14 protein-coding genes are annotated in these 15915 nt (G+C 74.4%); 6 read left to right on the forward strand and 8 right to left on the reverse strand.

Annotated elements, in window-relative coordinates; translation table 11 throughout:
- The first annotated feature begins 168 nt into the window (after window positions 1–168).
- Together ACH4C6_RS07235 and ACH4C6_RS07240 are read left to right on the forward strand one after the other, a co-directional pair.
- Complete coding sequence (locus ACH4C6_RS07235) at window positions 169–2556, forward strand: SpoIIE family protein phosphatase (RefSeq protein WP_398107519.1); 2388 nt, start codon at window positions 169–171, stop codon at window positions 2554–2556.
- Window positions 2557–2830: 274 nt separating this feature from the next.
- Window positions 2831–4060, forward strand: a complete 1230-nt coding sequence (locus ACH4C6_RS07240; RefSeq protein WP_398107520.1) for an SLC13 family permease — start codon at window positions 2831–2833, stop codon at window positions 4058–4060.
- A 90-nt stretch (window positions 4061–4150) separates the two neighbouring features.
- Here ACH4C6_RS07240 and ACH4C6_RS07245 read toward each other — a convergent pair whose 3' ends face one another.
- From ACH4C6_RS07245 to ACH4C6_RS07265, 5 genes are all read right to left on the reverse strand, one after another.
- A complete protein-coding gene (locus ACH4C6_RS07245) occupies window positions 4151–6595 on the reverse strand; it encodes a ricin-type beta-trefoil lectin domain protein (protein WP_398107521.1) in 2445 nt (814 codons plus the stop codon).
- 437 nt (window positions 6596–7032) lie between these two features.
- The gene (locus ACH4C6_RS07250) at window positions 7033–8001 is read right to left on the reverse strand and encodes an aldo/keto reductase (RefSeq protein WP_398107522.1); all 969 of its coding nucleotides are present in this window, start codon (window positions 7999–8001) and stop codon (window positions 7033–7035) included.
- A 143-nt stretch (window positions 8002–8144) separates the two neighbouring features.
- Window positions 8145–8684, reverse strand: a complete 540-nt coding sequence (locus ACH4C6_RS07255; protein ID WP_398107523.1) for a flavoprotein — start codon at window positions 8682–8684, stop codon at window positions 8145–8147.
- A 30-nt stretch (window positions 8685–8714) separates the two neighbouring features.
- Entirely contained in the window at window positions 8715–8915 is a 201-nt protein-coding gene (locus tag ACH4C6_RS07260) for a ferredoxin (RefSeq protein ID WP_398107524.1), read from the reverse strand.
- A gap of 13 nt (window positions 8916–8928) precedes the next feature.
- Complete coding sequence (locus ACH4C6_RS07265; RefSeq protein ID WP_398107525.1) at window positions 8929–10125, reverse strand: cytochrome P450; 1197 nt, start codon at window positions 10123–10125, stop codon at window positions 8929–8931.
- A 350-nt stretch (window positions 10126–10475) separates the two neighbouring features.
- Between ACH4C6_RS07265 and ACH4C6_RS07270 the strand changes: the two genes are divergently transcribed.
- Window positions 10476–11108 carry a LysE family transporter gene (locus ACH4C6_RS07270; protein WP_398107526.1) on the forward strand — a complete coding sequence of 211 codons (633 nt, stop codon included), beginning with the start codon at window positions 10476–10478 and terminating at the stop codon, window positions 11106–11108.
- 104 nt (window positions 11109–11212) lie between these two features.
- Window positions 11213–11662, forward strand: a complete 450-nt coding sequence (locus ACH4C6_RS07275) for a nitroreductase family deazaflavin-dependent oxidoreductase (RefSeq protein WP_398107527.1) — start codon at window positions 11213–11215, stop codon at window positions 11660–11662.
- Window positions 11663–11788: 126 nt separating this feature from the next.
- On the opposite strand, the gene ACH4C6_RS07280 is transcribed toward ACH4C6_RS07275, so the two are convergent.
- Window positions 11789–12709, reverse strand: a complete 921-nt coding sequence (locus ACH4C6_RS07280) for a cation diffusion facilitator family transporter (RefSeq protein ID WP_398107528.1) — start codon at window positions 12707–12709, stop codon at window positions 11789–11791.
- 140 nt (window positions 12710–12849) lie between these two features.
- Between ACH4C6_RS07280 and ACH4C6_RS07285 the strand changes: the two genes are divergently transcribed.
- A complete protein-coding gene (locus tag ACH4C6_RS07285; RefSeq protein ID WP_398107529.1) occupies window positions 12850–13881 on the forward strand; it encodes a glutathione S-transferase family protein in 1032 nt (343 codons plus the stop codon).
- A 112-nt stretch (window positions 13882–13993) separates the two neighbouring features.
- Entirely contained in the window at window positions 13994–14290 is a 297-nt protein-coding gene (locus ACH4C6_RS07290) for a DUF4235 domain-containing protein (protein ID WP_142156611.1), read from the forward strand.
- 129 nt (window positions 14291–14419) lie between these two features.
- Here the strand turns inward: ACH4C6_RS07290 and ACH4C6_RS07295 are convergent, their stop codons facing one another.
- Window positions 14420–14812: a VOC family protein gene (locus ACH4C6_RS07295; RefSeq protein WP_369192811.1), complete on the reverse strand. Its 393-nt coding sequence runs from the start codon at window positions 14810–14812 to the stop codon at window positions 14420–14422.
- Window positions 14813–14900: 88 nt separating this feature from the next.
- A complete protein-coding gene (locus tag ACH4C6_RS07300; RefSeq protein WP_398107530.1) occupies window positions 14901–15851 on the reverse strand; it encodes a GlxA family transcriptional regulator in 951 nt (316 codons plus the stop codon).
- Window positions 15852–15915 lie beyond the last annotated feature (64 nt).

The following is a 15915-nucleotide window of genomic DNA, read 5'->3' on the forward strand; positions in this document are numbered from 1 at the left end:
CCGTCAACGGTCGGGGCGGAACCGGCTGTCACCGCGTGGCTGCCGTGCCGTGCGGCCGGGCGGGCCGGGCGGCCCCGGGGTTACCGGTTCACACCGGGCGCCCACGCACTAGTCTGGGACTCTGGTGGCGCTTCCGTTCACTGAGAGTGTCCGTATGGAGTGGCGACGATGAGCCCGGACGATCCGTTCGACGACGGGGTGACCGCCCGCGCCGTCATCGCCGTCGACGGCACGCTCACCGAGTGGAGCGAGGGCGCCCGGCGCCTGCTGGGCCACACCGCCGAGGAAGTGGTGGGACGCCCCGCGACCGAGCTCCTGGCCGACGGCGCCGAACCGCCGCGGGTCGAGGACGGCCACCGCTGGAGCGGCACCCTCGCCCTGCGCCATCGCGACGGGCGCGCGGTGCCGGTGTGGGTGCTCGCCCACCGCAGACCGCCCGACGGCCCGGAGACGACCGACTGGCTGGCCGTGGCCCCGCCGCGGGGCCCGCGGCACGGGCTGCCGGACGACGACCCGCTGGTGCGCGGGGCGCTGCGCCAGTCCCCCTGCGCGACGATGATCTACGACGAGGAGCTGCGGCTGCGCGGGGTCAACGACGCCATGGCGGACCTCGTCGGCCTGCCCGCGGAGCGGCTGCTCGGCCTGCGGCCCACCGACATCGGCAGCCGCCCGCAGAACCGGGAGCTGGAGGAGCGGCTGCGCCAGGTGCTGAGCACCGGCCGGCGGCAGGACATGCAGACGTACATGAAGGCCGGGGGCGAGACCCGCGGGCCGCACGCGTGGCTGGCCCGGATGGCGCCGCTGACCGACGCCGCCGGCCGGGTGCGGGGCGTCTGCGTGACCGCCCACGACTTCTCCGACCAGTACCGCTCCCGCGAGCGGCTCCAGCTCGTCAACGAGGCGAGCGTGCGCATCGGCAGCACCCTCGACGTGACGCGCACCGCCCAGGAGCTGGCGGACGTGTGCGTCCCGGCCCTCGCCGACTTCGTCAGCGTCGACCTGCTGGACCCGCAGGAGCACGGCGAGGAGTCCGCCGGCCCGCCGGTGCCGCCCGTGACCCTGCGCCGGGCGGCCCACCGGTCGGTGAACCCGGGCAGTCCCGAGGCCGTCGCCGAGCCGGGGCGGACGGACCGCTACCCGGAGACCTCCCCACAGGCCGCGTCCCTGTCGGCGGGCCGCACCGTCGTCGCCTCGGGCTCGGAGGACGACCTGGAGCGGTGGCTGGCCTGGGACCCGGCCCGGTTCCGGCGGATCCGCGAGGCCGGCATCCACTCCACGATGTCCGTCCCGCTCCAGGCCCGCGGCACGACCCTCGGCGTCGCCGTGTTCACCCGCTTCCGGCGCCCCGAGCCCTTCACGGACGACGACGTGCTGCTGGCCGAGGAGGTCACCGCCCGGGCCGCCGTCTGCATCGACAACGCGCGGCGCTACTCGCGGGAGCGCGAGACGACCCTCACCCTTCAGCGGAGCCTGCTCCCGCGGACGCTGCCGCGCACGGCCGCCGTCGAAGCCGCCTCCCGCTATCTGCCGGCCACCCGCTCCGGCGTGGGCGGCGACTGGTTCGACGTCATCCCGCTGTCCGGGATGCGGGTCGCCATGGTCGTCGGGGACGTCGTCGGCCACGGCATCCAGGCCTCGGCCACCATGGGCAGGCTGCGCACCGCCGTACGCACCCTCGCCGACATCGACCTGGCCCCGGACGAACTGCTCACCCACCTCGACGACCTGGTGGTGCGGCTGTCGCAGGAGTCGGGCGGCGACGCGGGCACCGGCGAGGTCGGCGCGACCTGCCTGTACGCGGTGTACGACCCGGTGTCCCGGCGCTGCTCGCTGGCCCGCGCCGGGCATCCGCTGCCGCTGCTGGCCCCGCCCGACGGGCCGCCCCTCCGGCTCGACCTGCCCTCGGGACCGCCGCTCGGCGTCGGAGGGCTGCCGTTCGAGAGCGTCGACGTGGAGCTGCGCGAGGGCAGTGTCCTGGTCTTCCACACGGACGGGCTGCTGGCCAGCCGCGAGCGGGACGTCGACACGAGCGCGCAGATGGTGCTGGAGGCCCTCTCGGTCCCCTCCGGCTCCCTCGACGAGACGTGCGACCGGGTCCTGCGCTCCCTGCTCCCGCCGGGCGGCTCGGCCGACGACGTGGCCCTGCTGCTGGCCCGCACCCGCGGTCTGCCGTCCTCCCAGGTGGCGACGTGGGACATCCCGGCCGACCCGTCGCTGGTCGCGCCCATCCGCAAGCAGGTCGTGGACCAGCTCGAACGCTGGGGGCTGGTCGAGGCCACGTTCACCGCGGAGCTGGTGGTGAGCGAACTGGTCACCAACGCCATTCGCTACGGCGCCCCGCCCATACGGCTCCGGCTGATCCACGACGCCGCGACGCTGATCTGCGAGGTGTCCGACACCAACCACACGGCGCCGCACCTGCGCCGGGCCAAGACCTGGGACGAGGGCGGCCGCGGTCTGCTGCTGGTCGCCCAGCTCACCCAGCGCTGGGGCAGCAGGCACACCGCCGAGGGCAAGACGATCTGGGCGGAGCTGGCGCTGGTCGAGGAACTCTGACCGGCCGCCCGCCGCCGGGCGAGCCGGGCGGCGGGGCGGTGTGGACCGGCGGACGACCGGACGGTCGCGGCCGGACCAGCGGAGCGCGGGCGGTCGGGGCGCGGGCGGTCGGGGCGCCCGGGGCAGCCACGGCGGCACCTGGCCGGGAGCCGTACGGGGTCCTGGGCAGGGCTCTCGCGGAGTTCTTACCGTCGCCTGGTTTCATGGGCGGGCACGTCGCGATCTCGTCCCGGAGGACCCCGCCCTGAACACCCCGCTCGCCGCAGTCCTGTCCGTGACGCTGCTGGTCGCCGTGCTCGTCTGGGCCGTCGCCCGGCCCCGCGGGCTGCCCGAGGCCGTGCTGGCGGTGCCGGCCGCCGCGCTCGCCGTCGCAGTGGGCCTGATCTCCCCGGACCACGCCTGGGAGGAGATCCAGCGGCTCGGACCCGTGGTGGGCTTCCTCGCGGCCGTGCTGGTGCTCGCCCACTTCTGCGACGTCGAGGGACTGTTCACGGCGTGCGGGGCGTGGATGGCCCGCCGGGCGCAAGGCCGGCCCGTCCGGCTGCTGGCCGCCGTCTTCGTCCTGGCCTCCCTGATCACGGCCGTGCTCAGCCTGGACGCCACGGTGGTCCTGCTCACCCCGGTGGTGCTCGCCACGGCGACCCGGATGGGCGTCGAGGCCCGCCCGCACCTGTACGCCTGCGCCCACCTGTCGAACACCGCCTCCCTGCTGCTGCCGGTCTCCAACCTGACCAATCTGCTGGCCTTCGCGGCGAGCGGCCTGACCTTCACCCGCTTCGCGGCCCTCATGGCACTGCCGTGGCTGGTGGCGATCGCGGCCGAGTACCTGGTGTTCCGCCGCTTCTTCGACCGGGAGCTGGCGGCGCCCCCGCCCTCCGCCGGCCCGGCCGGGCCCGAGGAGCCGCTACCGCTGTTCGCGCTCGTCACGGTGGGCTGCACCCTCGCAGGGTTCGTCGTCGCTTCGGCCGCCGGGATCTCCCCGGCGTGGGCCGCCCTGGCCGGTGCCCTGGTGCTGGCCGGGCGCTCGCTCGTACGGCGGAAGGCCACCCCCCTGACCGTGGTGCGCTCGGCGGCCCCGGTGTTCCTTGCGTTCGTGCTGGCACTCGGCGTCGTGGTCCGGGCGGTCGTCGACCACGGGCTCGCCGACGCGCTGCAACGGGTCCTGCCCGGCGGGACGGGCCTGCCGGCGTTGCTGGCCGTGGCCGTGCTGGCCGCGGTGCTGGCCAACCTCATCAACAACCTGCCGGCCGTGCTGGTCCTGCTGCCGCTGACCGCCGGGGCGGGCCCCGGGATGGTGCTGGCCGTGCTGATCGGGGTCAACATCGGCCCCAACCTGACCTACGCCGGATCCCTCGCGACGCTGCTGTGGCGGCGGATCGCCCAGCAGCAGGGGCACCGGATCGGCCTCGGGGAGTTCACCCGGCTGGGGCTGCTCGCGGTGCCGGCCGCGCTGGTGCCGGCCGTCGCGGCGCTGTGGCTGTCGCTGAACGTCGTCGGACCGTGACGGCGTCCGGCACGTCCGGTGCCTCTGGCGCGTCCTGCACGTCCTGCACCTCCTGCCCGTCCGGTGCGTCCGGCACGTCCGGCGCGCCGGTCAGCGGCGGCCGTCTCGGTCGTGCCCGTGGCCGCCGTACCCGCCCTCCGGGTAGCCGTGGTCCGGATACCCGGGGCCGGGCTGTTCGTAGCGGCCGTCCTCGTCGCAGTAGCCGTAGCGGTGGCACGGGGCCTCGGTGGGCTCCTGCGGGGCCGGGGAGGTCCGGGGCGTGACGTCGGACGGCGTCGGCGCCGATGCGGGTCCCGCCGGTGGGGTGGACACGGCGACGGGTGCGGGCGGACGGGCCGAGGCGGGCTCGTTCCAGGTGACCGCCTTCATGCGCAGATCGGCCTTGGCGGTGTCGATCACCCAGCGCTGCACCGCGTCGTCGGCCCGGGCCTTGAGGACCAGCGCGCCCGAGCCGTCGGTCGCGGACGGCGTCAGGGCGAGATCCTGGTCGGACCGGGGCACGAGGGCGCCCTGGAGGGTGAAGTCGTAGCGGACGTCCTCGGTGTCCGCCCCGGAGGGCCCCGCGCAGGGGGTGAGCCGCACCGAGTAGCCGAGGCCGGAGTCGAGACAGAGCCCCGGGTCGGCACCGCTGCGCAGCAGCCCGTCGGTCTCGTAGGTCCACTGCCGGCCGGGAGCGGAGTCGCAGTCGGTGAGCACGGCCTCCGCGCCCTCGACCGCCTTGCCGCCGTCGAGGCCGACGCACAGGCCGGAGTCGGCGTTGCGCAGCCGGCCGCGCAGCGTGTCCTTCCCGGCCTCGCCCGCACCGACCCAGGACGGCGCGGTGGTCGGTTCCTCCACGTCGGGGGCCTCTCCGGCCGGCCGTTTCCCGCCCTGTGGGGCGCTGTCACCGGAGCCGCCGACGGTCCACAGGACGAGCGGCAGCACGACGAGACCGCCGGCGGTCAGGACGCCCGCGGTGAGGTTGCGGCGGCGTGCGGCGCGGCGGGCCGCCTTCCGGCCCGCGCGGCGGGCGGCGGTGCGGGGGCCCACGGCGCGCGGGCCGGGCGCGGGCGCGTCCGGCGGCGGCGGAGTCGCGGGTGAGGAGGGGGAAGCGTCCGGGCCGTCCGGGCCGGGGCCGGCCGTGGCCGCGGCCCGGGCCGAGGGCCCCGGCCGGGGCGGCACGGGGGCCGGTGCCGGGCCGCCGGGGTCGGTGAACGACTCCCCCGTCGCACCGGCCAGCGCCACAGGGTCGACGGGAGCGACGGGATCCGGAAAGGCCGCCTGCGCCAAGGCGACCGGATCGGGGGCGGACCGCGGAACGGGCGGCGGGGTGCGGAAGCCGATGCCGTCGCCGCCTTCGGGGCCGTGGGCCGCCGCATCGTGACCGCCCTCGCCGTGGCTGCCGAGGCGGGGAGCCGCCCCACCGGGGCCGGCCTCGCCGGGACTCCCGGGAGCGGGTGACGCCGCAGCCCGGCCGGCCGCGGTACGGGTCCCGAAGCCGGAGGCCGCCGTGCCGTGGGCGGCGTGGGCGCTCTCCTCGAAGCCGACGGGAGCCGTCCCGCCGCCGAACGCGTCGCGGCCCTCGGCGGCGAGGCCCGGGCGGTGCTCCGCGGGGCCGTCCGCGCCGACGGCGGGCGGGGACGGGAATCCGTCGGGAGCCGGGTGCGGGGCTGATACGGCGGACGCGGCGGCGGACGAGGCGGTTGACGGGCCGGGTTCCGCGGCGGAGCCCGTCCTGCTCGACGCGTACTCCGCCCCGCCCCAGCCGAGAACGGCCTCGGACAGGGCCGTGCCGAGTCCGTGGTTGAAGCGGTCGAGCTGGTCGGCGGCGGCGCTGCAGTGCCGGCAGCCCTCGATGTGCGCGCGTAGATCCGGGTCGATGGTCCGGCCGCCCCTGCGGTACGTCACGTCGAGCAGGCGCAGATAGCGGCGGCACTCCTCGTCCGGGGCGAGTTCGCGGTGCAGCTGGAGGCACTCCTCGCGCAGCCGGTCGCGGGCCCTGCCGAGTTCGACACGCGCCCCCTCCTCGTCGAGGCCGAGCAGCCCGGCGGGGGAAGCGAGCGGCTCCCGCTCGACCTCGATGTGCCAGAGCAGGCAGCGCGCGGACTGGGGCAGCCGCTGGAACGCCCCGGCGAGCAGGCGGCGGTGCGCCACCGGCAGCAGCCGCGCGGCCGGCCGCAGGCCGTCGGCGTCCCCCGTCAGCAGAGCGGGGTGGAGCATCTCGCGGCGGTGGTCGTCGCACCACTCCGCCGCGATCCGCCGTACGGTGACGAGGAGATGGGGCCGCCATGCCGAGGTCGGGCCGTTCTGGCGCAGGGTCTCGCCGAACAGGCGGGTGAACGCGGCGGTGGTGAGCATGCCCGCGGGCCGGGTGCCGTCGGTGCACAGCCGGGCGTAGGCGAAGGCCGCCTCCCAGTGGCGGTCCAGCAGTTCGCCCACGGGGTGCAGTGCGGGTGTGGCACCGGTCCACTTGCGGAGCTCGGCGCTGAGCTGCTCGTCCGTCGGACCGTACCTGCGGGCCGGGCCCGGGGAATTCGACGGGCCTGCGTCTTTCACACTGCATTCCTCTCAGGGACATGCCGAATTAGTCCATACCAAGGGGTATGCCGACCGTGGGGCCGCGCGCGCACGAAAGATCGGCGTGTTGTGGACACGCCGACAGGGCACACCTTTGCACAGGTCAGCGAAGCGGAACAAGCGATCCCGCGTTTTCCGCCACGGGCCGACCGGCCGGGCCTTTTTGACAGAATGTCAATCGACGCGACCGCGGAGATCGCGGTATTGGCCATCTTGTTCCGGCCGCCGGGTATTCACCTCGGACCCGGCGGCGGGAAAAACCATTGGCCGCCGTGGCCCCGCCGGCTCACGCCCCCACCTGTGCGCGGAAAAGGCCTTCCCACCCGCCCTGTTCGACCTTTGGGCAGCCGGCCCGCCCGGGAATGCGGCCGGCGGGGCCCCGCCGGATGCCCGGCCGGGGCCCCGCCGACGCGGGATCAGTGCCCGGCGACCGGATGCGGCGTGTAGGGGCCCTCCAGCTCCTCGCGCTCCTTCTCGCCGAGTTCGAGGTCCACGGCGGCCACCGCGTCGCGCAGGTGCTCCGGCTTGGAGGCTCCGACGATCGGGGCGGTCACGGTGTCCTGGGCGAGGAGCCAGGCGAGGGCGACCTGGGCGCGCGGGACGCCCCGTTCACCGGCGATGCGGGTGACCGCCTCGACGATGGCGCGGTCGCCCTCCGGGTAGAGGGTGCTGCCGAAGGTGTCGGTGGCGCTGCGCCCGGTCGTGGTGCCCCAGTCGCGGGTGAGCCGGCCTCGGGCCAGCGGGCTCCAGGGCAGCACCCCCACGCCCTGGTCCGCGCACAGGGGCAGCATCTCGCGCTCCTCCTCGCGGTAGAGCAGGTTGTAGTGGTTCTGCATGGAGACGAACCGCGTCCAGCCGTTCAGCCGCGCGGTGTACTGCATCTTGGAGAACTGCCAGGCGTACATCGAACTGGCCCCGATGTAGCGGACCTTGCCTGCCCTGACGACGTCGTGCAGGGCCTCCATGGTCTCCTCGACCGGGGTGTGCGGGTCGAAGCGGTGGATCTGGTAGAGGTCGACGTAGTCGGTGCCGAGCCGGGCGAGGCTGTGGTCGAGCTCGGTGAGGATCGCCTTGCGGGACAGTCCGCCGCCGTTCGGCCCGGGCCGCATCCGGCCGTGCACCTTGGTGGCGAGGACGATCTCGTCGCGCCGGGCGAAGTCGCGCAGGGCCCGGCCGACGATCTCCTCGCTGGTGCCGTCGGAGTAGACGTTCGCCGTGTCGAAGAAGGTGATGCCCTGCTCGACCGCCTGCCGGATCAGCGGACGGGAGGCGTCCTCGTCCAGGGTCCACTCGTGCGTGCCGCGGTCGGGCAGGCCGTAGGTCATGCATCCCAGACAGATCCGTGAGACGTCCAGGCCCGTCGAACCGAGCTTCACGTACTGCATCGCTGCTGCTCCTGCCTTCCGGGAAGGGGTCACCGCGAGCGTACGGGTTCGTGCGGACTCGAAGCCGGGCCCGGCGGGCCGCGGCCGGCGCGGCGCGGGGCCCGTTCGTGCGCCGCACGTGCCGTGTCCGCCCGCGGCAGCACTCAGTCGCCCGCGAGCAGGTCCAGTGCCCGCTCCCAGCCGAACTCCGCCCGGCCGCCGTCCTCGCGCGGCTCCCCGGTGTACGGCTCACCGAACCGCACCCCCATGCCGCGCAGCCGCCGGAGGCTCTCCGCGTAGGCCGGGTGGGCGGCCAGCGCACCGGCCACACAGGGCAGGACCGCGATGGGCACGCCGAGCCCGGCCGCCTCGCACAGCGTGCCCAGGGCGAGGGTGTCGGCCAGACCGGCCGCCCACTTGTTGACGGTGTTGAAGGTGGCGGGTGCCACCACGACGGCGTCGGGGGCCGGGAACGGGCGCGGCTCGCCCGGGGTGCGCCAGGCCGACCGGATGGGCCGGCCGGTCAGGGACGCGACGGCACCGGTGTCGAAGAAGCCGTTCATCGCCACGGGTGTGGCGATGACACCGACCTCCCAGCCCCGCTCCTGCGCCGCGGTGATCAGCTTGCCGACCCCGGAGGCGACACCGGCGGCGCAGACGACGACGTGGAGGAAGGGTGCGCGGGCGGGAACCTGTTCGGTCATCCCGCACACCCTAGGGGGTGGCCGGCCCGCTCAGGCGACCGGCTGGGAGACGGTGATGGCACTGACCGGGCAGGCCCGGGCGGCCTCCCGCACCAGGGGACTGCCGCCGCCGTCCTCCCGGCCGGGCAGCAGCGTGCTGTAGCCCTCGTCGTCCTGGGTGAACACGTCCGGCGCCGTCAGGGCGCACTGGCCCGCGCCGATGCAGCGGTCCCGGTCGATGTCGATGTCCACGGGCACGCACCCCCTACCAGGTCACGGGGAGTTCCAGCATCCCCTGGATCGTGTCGCCGGGCTTGAAGGGGATCTCCTCGGGCGGCGCGGCCAGCCGCAGCCCGGGCAGCCGCTCGAAGAGGCTGCGCAGGGCGATCTCCAGCTCCGCGCGGGCGAGGTTCTGGCCGAGGCACTGGTGGATGCCGAAGCCGAACGCGACGTGGTGCCGGGCGGAGCGGTTCCAGTCGAGGGCGTCCGGGTCCGGATACACGGTCTCGTCGCGGTTGATGACCGAGGTCGCGAAGACCACGCCCTCGCCGCGCCGGATCGTCGTCCCGGCCACGTCGATGTCCTCGACGGCCACGCGCAGCATGCCGTCCGCGATCGACAGCATCCGCATGAGCTCCTCCACCGCGTCCGGCAGCAGCTCCGGGTCGGCGCGCAGTTCGGCCAGCCGCTCGGGGTGCCGGAGGAGGGTGAAGGTGCCCAGCGAGATCATGTTGGCGGTCGTCTCGTGGCCCGCGACCAGCAGGATGAGGGCCATGGCGGTCAGCCCCTCCCGGTCCAGGGCGCCGTCGTGCAGCTGCCGTCGCACCAGGTCGTCCAGCAGGCCGGTGCCGGGCTCGCGTCGCTTGCGCTCGATCAGCCGGCCGAAGTAGGCCTCCAGCCGGTCGCGGGCGTCCATCACGTCGGCGGTCTCCGGGCCGCGCAGCAACCGGCGGGACTGGGTCTCGAAGAAGTCGTGGTCGGCGTACGGGACGCCGAGCAGGGCGCAGATCACCATGGACGGCACGGGCAGGGCGAAGGCGCCGACCAGGTCGGCCGGCGGTCCCTGGGCGATCATCGCGTCGAGCCGCTCGTCGACGATCTGCTGGATGCGCGGCCGCAGTTCGACGGCCTTCTTGAACGTGAAGTCGCCGACGACCATGCGCCGCTGGGCCCGGTGCTCGGGGTCGTCGACGCCCAGCAGTGCCGGGCGGCGGTTGCGGATCCCGGCGAAGCGCCGGGTGGTGGCGGGGAAGCCGGGGCGGTCGCGGTCGGACGACAGCCTCGGGTCGGCCAGCAGGGCGCGGGCGGTGGCGTGCCCGGTGACCAGCCAGGCCTCACGGCCGTCGTAGAGGGCGATCCGGGTCAGGGGCCGTTCGGCGCGCAGCGCGTCGTAGGCGGCGGGCGGGTGGTAGGGGCAGGTCCGGCTCTGGGGGAAGGCGACGGGTGCGGTCGTGTCCGTCATGAAGACCTCGCAGACGTGTAGTGCGTGGTGCCGCTCCTCATTAGATGCCTCAGGCACCTATGGGGCGACGGGAAGTTCGGCCAGATCGCCCACGGCGGCAACATGGCCGGGGATGGCCGTCCTTCCGTTCGACGGCCGGGTGCGTGCGCGGGCCTGCGGGGCGCGCCCGGGCCCGGCAGCGGCGGAGCACCGCCGAGCCGGGGCGAAAACCGGTTGTCGGCGAGGTGGGGCAGGCCCCAGGATCCAGCCATGTCTCCGTACGCTCCTGTGCTGCCGCTGTCCGTCGCCGCCCGCGCCGCGCGCCGACAGCAGCAGTCCGGCCACCGTGAAGGGCCGACCCCGCCGCGCTCGTGACCGCCGCGCTCGTCGCGGGGCTGCTCGCCGGCTTCGGCATCGCCGTCCCCGTCGGCGCCGTCGGGACCTACCTCGTCTCCCTCACCGCCCGGACGACCCTGCGCACCGGGGTCTGCGCCGCGCTCGGCGTCGCCACCGCCGACGGGCTCTACGCCCTCGCCGCGACGCTCGGGGGCACCGCCCTGGCGACCGCGCTGCGGCCGGTGCTCGGCCCGCTGCGGTGGGTCTGCGTCGTGGTGCTGCTGGCGCTGGCCGTTCGGGGCGCGGCCGGCGCGCTGCGGGAGTACCGCGGCCACCGGCTCGCCACCCGGTCCGCTCCTCCTCCCCCGGGCCCGGCCCGGGCCTACCTCGGCCTGCTCGGCATCACCCTGCTCAACCCGACCACCGTGATCTACTTCGCCGCCCTGGTGCTCGGCACCCGGGCGACCGGACCGGCCGGTCCGGCGGAGCAGGCCGTGTTCGTCCTGGCCGCGTTCGCCGCCTCGGCGAGCTGGCAGGTGGTGCTGGCCGGTGGCGGCGCGCTGCTGGGCCGGGCGCTGACGGGTCGTCGGGGGCGCCTGGCGACGGCATGGGTGGCGAGCGGGGTGATGACGGCCCTGGCCCTGCGGATGGCGGTCGCGCCGGGGTGAGGGCGCTGGTGCGGACACACCCCGCGTGGTTGCGGATGATGCGCGTCCGGGGTGGTGTTGTCTTCGGTGCAACAGCCCGGCACACGACGATGGGACGACACGCCATGCCTCTCGAGGGAGAGTACGAACCCAGTCCGACGGAGTGGGTGCGCAAGCAGGTGGAGCTGTACGAGAGCTCCGGCGGCACCGAGGGGACGACCCTGCAGGGGACGGGACTGCCGGTCGTGGTCCTGACCTCCCGGGGCGCCAGGAGCGGCAAGCTGCGCAAGACCCCGGTGATGCGCGTGGAGCACGAGGGGCGTTACGCGGCGGTCGCCTCCCTCGGCGGCTCGCCCAAGCATCCGGTCTGGTACTTCAACCTCAGGTCCCACCCGCAGGTGGAGGTGCAGGACGGTCCGGTGAAGCGGGACATGACGGCCCGTGAGGTCACGGGTGCCGAGAAGGCCGAGTGGTGGGAGCGCGCCGTCGCGGCGTACCCCGCCTACGCCGACTACCAGAGGAAGACGGACCGGGAGATCCCGGTGTTCGTCCTGGAACCGGCCGAGGCGGGCTGAGCCCCGGCCCCGCGGGAGGGCGGGCCCAGGGCCCCGCACGAAGGGCCGGCCGCGCCGTGAGCGCGGCCGGCCCGGGGACGTTCCGCCTTCAGGGGCGTGAATCCGCGGCGGCGGGGCATGCGTCCGTCAGGCCCCGCCGCGCTCCCCCGTCGCGGCGGGGCTTTCCGCCGCCTCGCGAGCCGGCCGGTCGGTGACGTCCAGGAAGATCTGGTGGGCCTCGGGCACCGTGTTCGCGATCGAGCGCTTGATGCGCACGGAGACCTCCTCGACCCGCTCGCTGTCCAGGCCCGGCACCAGGTCGATACGGGCGGCCACCAGAGCCGTGTCCAGGCCGGTCTTCATCGTGAACAGCGCCTCGACGCTGTCGATCTCCGGCTGGGCCTTGAGCAGTGCCTGGATCCGTCCGCTGGCCTCCGGGTCGGCCGCCTCGCCGATCAGCTGGTCGCGCGCGTCACGGCCCAGCCGGTAGGCGACGTACACGAGCAGCCCGCCGATCGCCAGGGACGCGGACGCCTCGTAGATCACCTCGCCGGTGGCCATGTGCAGGGCCATGCCGATGATGGCCAGGGTCACGCCCAGCACCGCGGTGCCGTCCTCGGCGACGACCGTGCGCAGCGCCGGGTCGCGCATCCCGGCGGCCGCCCCGCCCTGCCGGCGCACCTGGTACAGCGCCCGCAGGAGTGAACCGCCCTCCGCCAGCAGGGCGATGCCCAGCACGATCAGACCCGCCACGTAGCCGCCGAGGTCCTCCTCGCCTTCGTTCAGCAGGGCCTCGACGCCCTGGAAGAACGAGAAGCAGCCTCCCATCACGAAGATCCCCACGGCCGCCAGCAGCGACCAGAAGAACCGTTCCTTGCCGTAGCCGAAGGGATGGCGGCGGTCGGCGGGCCGGCGGCTGCGGCGCAGGGCCGCGAGCAGGAACACCTCGTTGAGGCTGTCGGCGACGGAGTGCGCCGCCTCCGACAGCAGTGCGGGTGACCCCGCGGCGAGGCCGCCGACGGCCTTCGCGGCCGCGATCACCAGGTTGGCTGCGAGCGCCACCAGCACGGTGACGCGAGTCCTGTGGTCAGCTCCTTCTTCAGTCACCTCCGCCGATTGCCCCGGTCGGCGGTGCTCATACCGTGCCGTCCGCGCAAAACGGGGAACGCGTTCACCAGGATCCACGCACGGCAGAGGAGGTCACCCCCATGAGCCGCGACGACGGCGACGGCGACGGCGGCAACAGCGCCTACGGGAGGAAGGCGTTCAAGCGGTCCACGGCGCATTTCGCCGACCGGATCACGGCCGACGGCCGGGACGGCTGGCCGGTGGAGGCCGGGCGCTACCGTCTGGTCGTCAGCCGGGCCTGCCCCTGGGCGAGCCGGTCGCTGGTCTCGCGCCGGCTGCTCGGCCTGGAGGACGCGCTGTCCCTGGCCGTGACCGACCCGATCCAGGACGACCGCAGCTGGCGTTTCACCCTGGACGCGGAGGGCCGTGACCCGGTCCTCGGCATCCGCTACCTGAGCGAGGCCTACGACGCCCGCGAGACCGGCTATCCGGGTGGTGTCAGCGTGCCGGCGATCGTGGACGTGCCCAGCGGCGAGCTGGTCACCAACGACTACCAGCAGCTCACGCTCGACCTCGCGACCGAGTGGACGGCCCTGCACCGCGAGGGCGCTCCGGACCTGTACCCGGACGGGCTGCGCGACGAGATCGACGAGGTGATGGCGGACGTCTACGAGGACGTCAACAACGGCGTCTACCGCGCCGGTTTCGCCCACACCCAGGAGGACTACGAGGCCGCTTGCACGGCTGTGTTCCGGCGTCTGGAGCGGCTCGCCGAGCGGCTGGAACGGCAGCGCTACCTCGTCGGCGACACGATCACCGAGGCGGACATCCGGCTGTTCACCACCCTGGTCCGGTTCGACGCGGTGTACCACGGCCACTTCAAGTGCAACCTCTGGAAGCTGGCGGAGAACCGGGTGCTGTGGGGGTACGCGCGCGACCTGTACCAGACGCCGGGGTTCGGCGACACCGTCGACTTCGACCACATCAAGCGGCACTACTACCAGGTGCACACGGGCATCAACCCGACCCGGGTGGTGCCGCTCGGACCGGACCTGTCCGGATGGCTGACCCCGCACCACCGTGCGGAGCTCGGCGGCCGTCCCTTCGGCGACGGCACCCCGCCCGGTCCCGTCCGCGCCGAGGAGCGCGTCCCGGCGGCGCACACCCCCTGACGAACCGTCACCTCTCCTTCCCTCTCCCCACGACCGACGCGACCGACACGACCGACACGACCGAAGCAACCGAAGCAACCGAAGCAACCGAAGCAACCAAGGAGACTGCCCGATGGCCAAGAAGAAGAAGATGTCCCTCGCCTACCAGCCCCTGGGGTTCGTGCTCGGCTGGTCGGGCGGCTGGCTGGCCGGCCTCGCCTTCCGCAAGACGTGGATGGCGATCCGCCACGAGGAGGACGCCCCCGACGCGCTGGACAAGGACCGCGGCTGGGGCGAGGTCCTGATGGCCGCCGCGATCCAGGGCGCCATCTTCGCGGTGGTGCGCAGCGCGGTGGACCGTGCGGGTGCGAAGGCGATCGAGCGCTCGACCGGCACCTGGCCGGTCGGCGAGAAGGGCGGACGGGACTGAGGACACCTGGCCCCGCCGGACCCACGGCGGCTCGGCCCCGCCCGGTTATCCACCGGGCGGGCCGAGTCGTGTGCGGGGCGGCGGGAGCCTCATGGCACCCGTGCGCGCGGGGAGGGCGATCGGCCGGGCTCAGCCCTGCTTGGGCGCCGTCGGCGGGGTGCGGCGCAGGGTGAAGGAGTGGCCTGCCGGATCGGAGTAGCCGCGCTCCTCCAGCGGGCCCGAGGCGTCCTTGGCCTCCAGGGGGCGCCCCCCGAGACTGACGACGCGGCGCTCCACCGCGTCGAGGTCGTCCACCACGAACTCCAGGTGCGCCTGGAGGGAGTTCTCGGGGCGCGGCCAGCTCGGCGGAGTGGCGTTGACGTCCCGGCGCAGCGCGATCCGGAAACCGTCGGCCGTCTTGATCTCCACCCGGTTCGCCGTCGCGTCCGACTCCTCTCCTTCGAGCAGTTCCTTGTAGAACACGGCGAGTTTCTCGGGCTCGGCGCAGTCGAGCACGAGGACCCCCGCTTTCACCAGTGCCATGTCTCCTCCGCAGGATCCTGGCCGCGGAACGGTCGTGTCCCCGGCCCCTGTTGTGCGGATATCCCGGCCCGGCCGAATCAGTCGGTCCTCAACCCCGGGCGGCGGTCTGGAACGTGCGCCGGTACGCCTGCGGCGACACCCCGATGGCCGCGTGCAGGTGCTGACGCAGCGACGCCCCCGTCGCGAAGCCGACCCGGCCGGCGATCTGGTCCACCGTGAGGTCGCTGGACTCCAGCAGGTGGCGGGCCCGGGACACGCGCTGCTGGATCAGCCAGCGGCCGGGGCTGAGGCCCACCTCGTCGTGGAACCGGCGGGCGAAGGTGCGCAGGCTCATCCGGGCGTGGCCCGCGAGGTCGGCCAGGGTGAGCGGGTCGTCCAGCCGCTCGAGGGCCCAGGCGCGGGTGGCCGCGGTGCTCGCGGCGCCCTGCTCGGGGACGGGCTGCTCGATGTACTGAGCCTGGCCGCCGTCCCGGAAGGGCGGGACGACGCAACGCCGGGCGACGCTGTTGGCCAGCTCGCTGCCGTGGTCCTTGCGGACGAGGTGCAGGCAGACGTCCACGCCCGAGGCGGCTCCGGCGGAGGTGAGGAACGGGTGGTCGTCGACGAACAGCACGTCCGGGTTGAGGTCGACGTAGGGGAACATCCGCCGGAAGTGGTCGGCGACCTGCCAGTGGGTGGTCGCCCGGCGCCCGTCGAGGAGACCGGCGGCGGCGAGGACGAAGGCGCCCGTGCAGATCGAGACGATGCGCGTGCCGGGGCGGATGAGGGCCAGCGCGGCCAGGACCTTCGCGGGGACCTCGTCGCTCAGCCGGTCGGGCGCGACGGGCGCGATCACCACCGTGTCGGCGGTGGCCAGGGCCTCCGGGCCGTGCTCCACGGTCACCCCGAAGTCCGCGTTGGTGCGTACGGGGCCGCCGTCGACCGAGCAGGTCAGCACGTCGTAGCGGCCGTCGGCCGCGCCCAGGATCCGGCTGGGGATGCCGAGCTCGAAGGGATAGACCCCGTCCAGGGCCAGGACCACCACTCGCTCACGTCGCATGGCACGATTCTATCGAAGGTTGGCAATCGTGCCATTGGCGGACCGTGCGCGGACCGGCACGCTT

Source organism: Streptomyces sp. NPDC017943, from assembly GCF_044328425.1.
Taxonomy (GTDB): Bacteria; Actinomycetota; Actinomycetes; order Streptomycetales; family Streptomycetaceae; genus Streptomyces; species Streptomyces djakartensis_A.

Coding starts and splice junctions, on each gene's coding strand:
- ACH4C6_RS07285 (WP_398107529.1), top strand. CDS start 12,850: ATGAGCCGCGACGACGGCGACGGCGACGGCGGCAACAGCGCCTACGGG.
- ACH4C6_RS07295 (WP_369192811.1), bottom strand. CDS start 14,812: ATGGCACTGGTGAAAGCGGGGGTCCTCGTGCTCGACTGCGCCGAGCCC.
- ACH4C6_RS07255 (WP_398107523.1), bottom strand. CDS start 8,684: ATGACCGAACAGGTTCCCGCCCGCGCACCCTTCCTCCACGTCGTCGTC.
- ACH4C6_RS07275 (WP_398107527.1), top strand. CDS start 11,213: ATGCCTCTCGAGGGAGAGTACGAACCCAGTCCGACGGAGTGGGTGCGC.
- ACH4C6_RS07300 (WP_398107530.1), bottom strand. CDS start 15,851: ATGCGACGTGAGCGAGTGGTGGTCCTGGCCCTGGACGGGGTCTATCCC.
- ACH4C6_RS07235 (WP_398107519.1), top strand. CDS start 169: ATGAGCCCGGACGATCCGTTCGACGACGGGGTGACCGCCCGCGCCGTC.
- ACH4C6_RS07290 (WP_142156611.1), top strand. CDS start 13,994: ATGGCCAAGAAGAAGAAGATGTCCCTCGCCTACCAGCCCCTGGGGTTC.
- ACH4C6_RS07250 (WP_398107522.1), bottom strand. CDS start 8,001: ATGCAGTACGTGAAGCTCGGTTCGACGGGCCTGGACGTCTCACGGATC.
- ACH4C6_RS07265 (WP_398107525.1), bottom strand. CDS start 10,125: ATGACGGACACGACCGCACCCGTCGCCTTCCCCCAGAGCCGGACCTGC.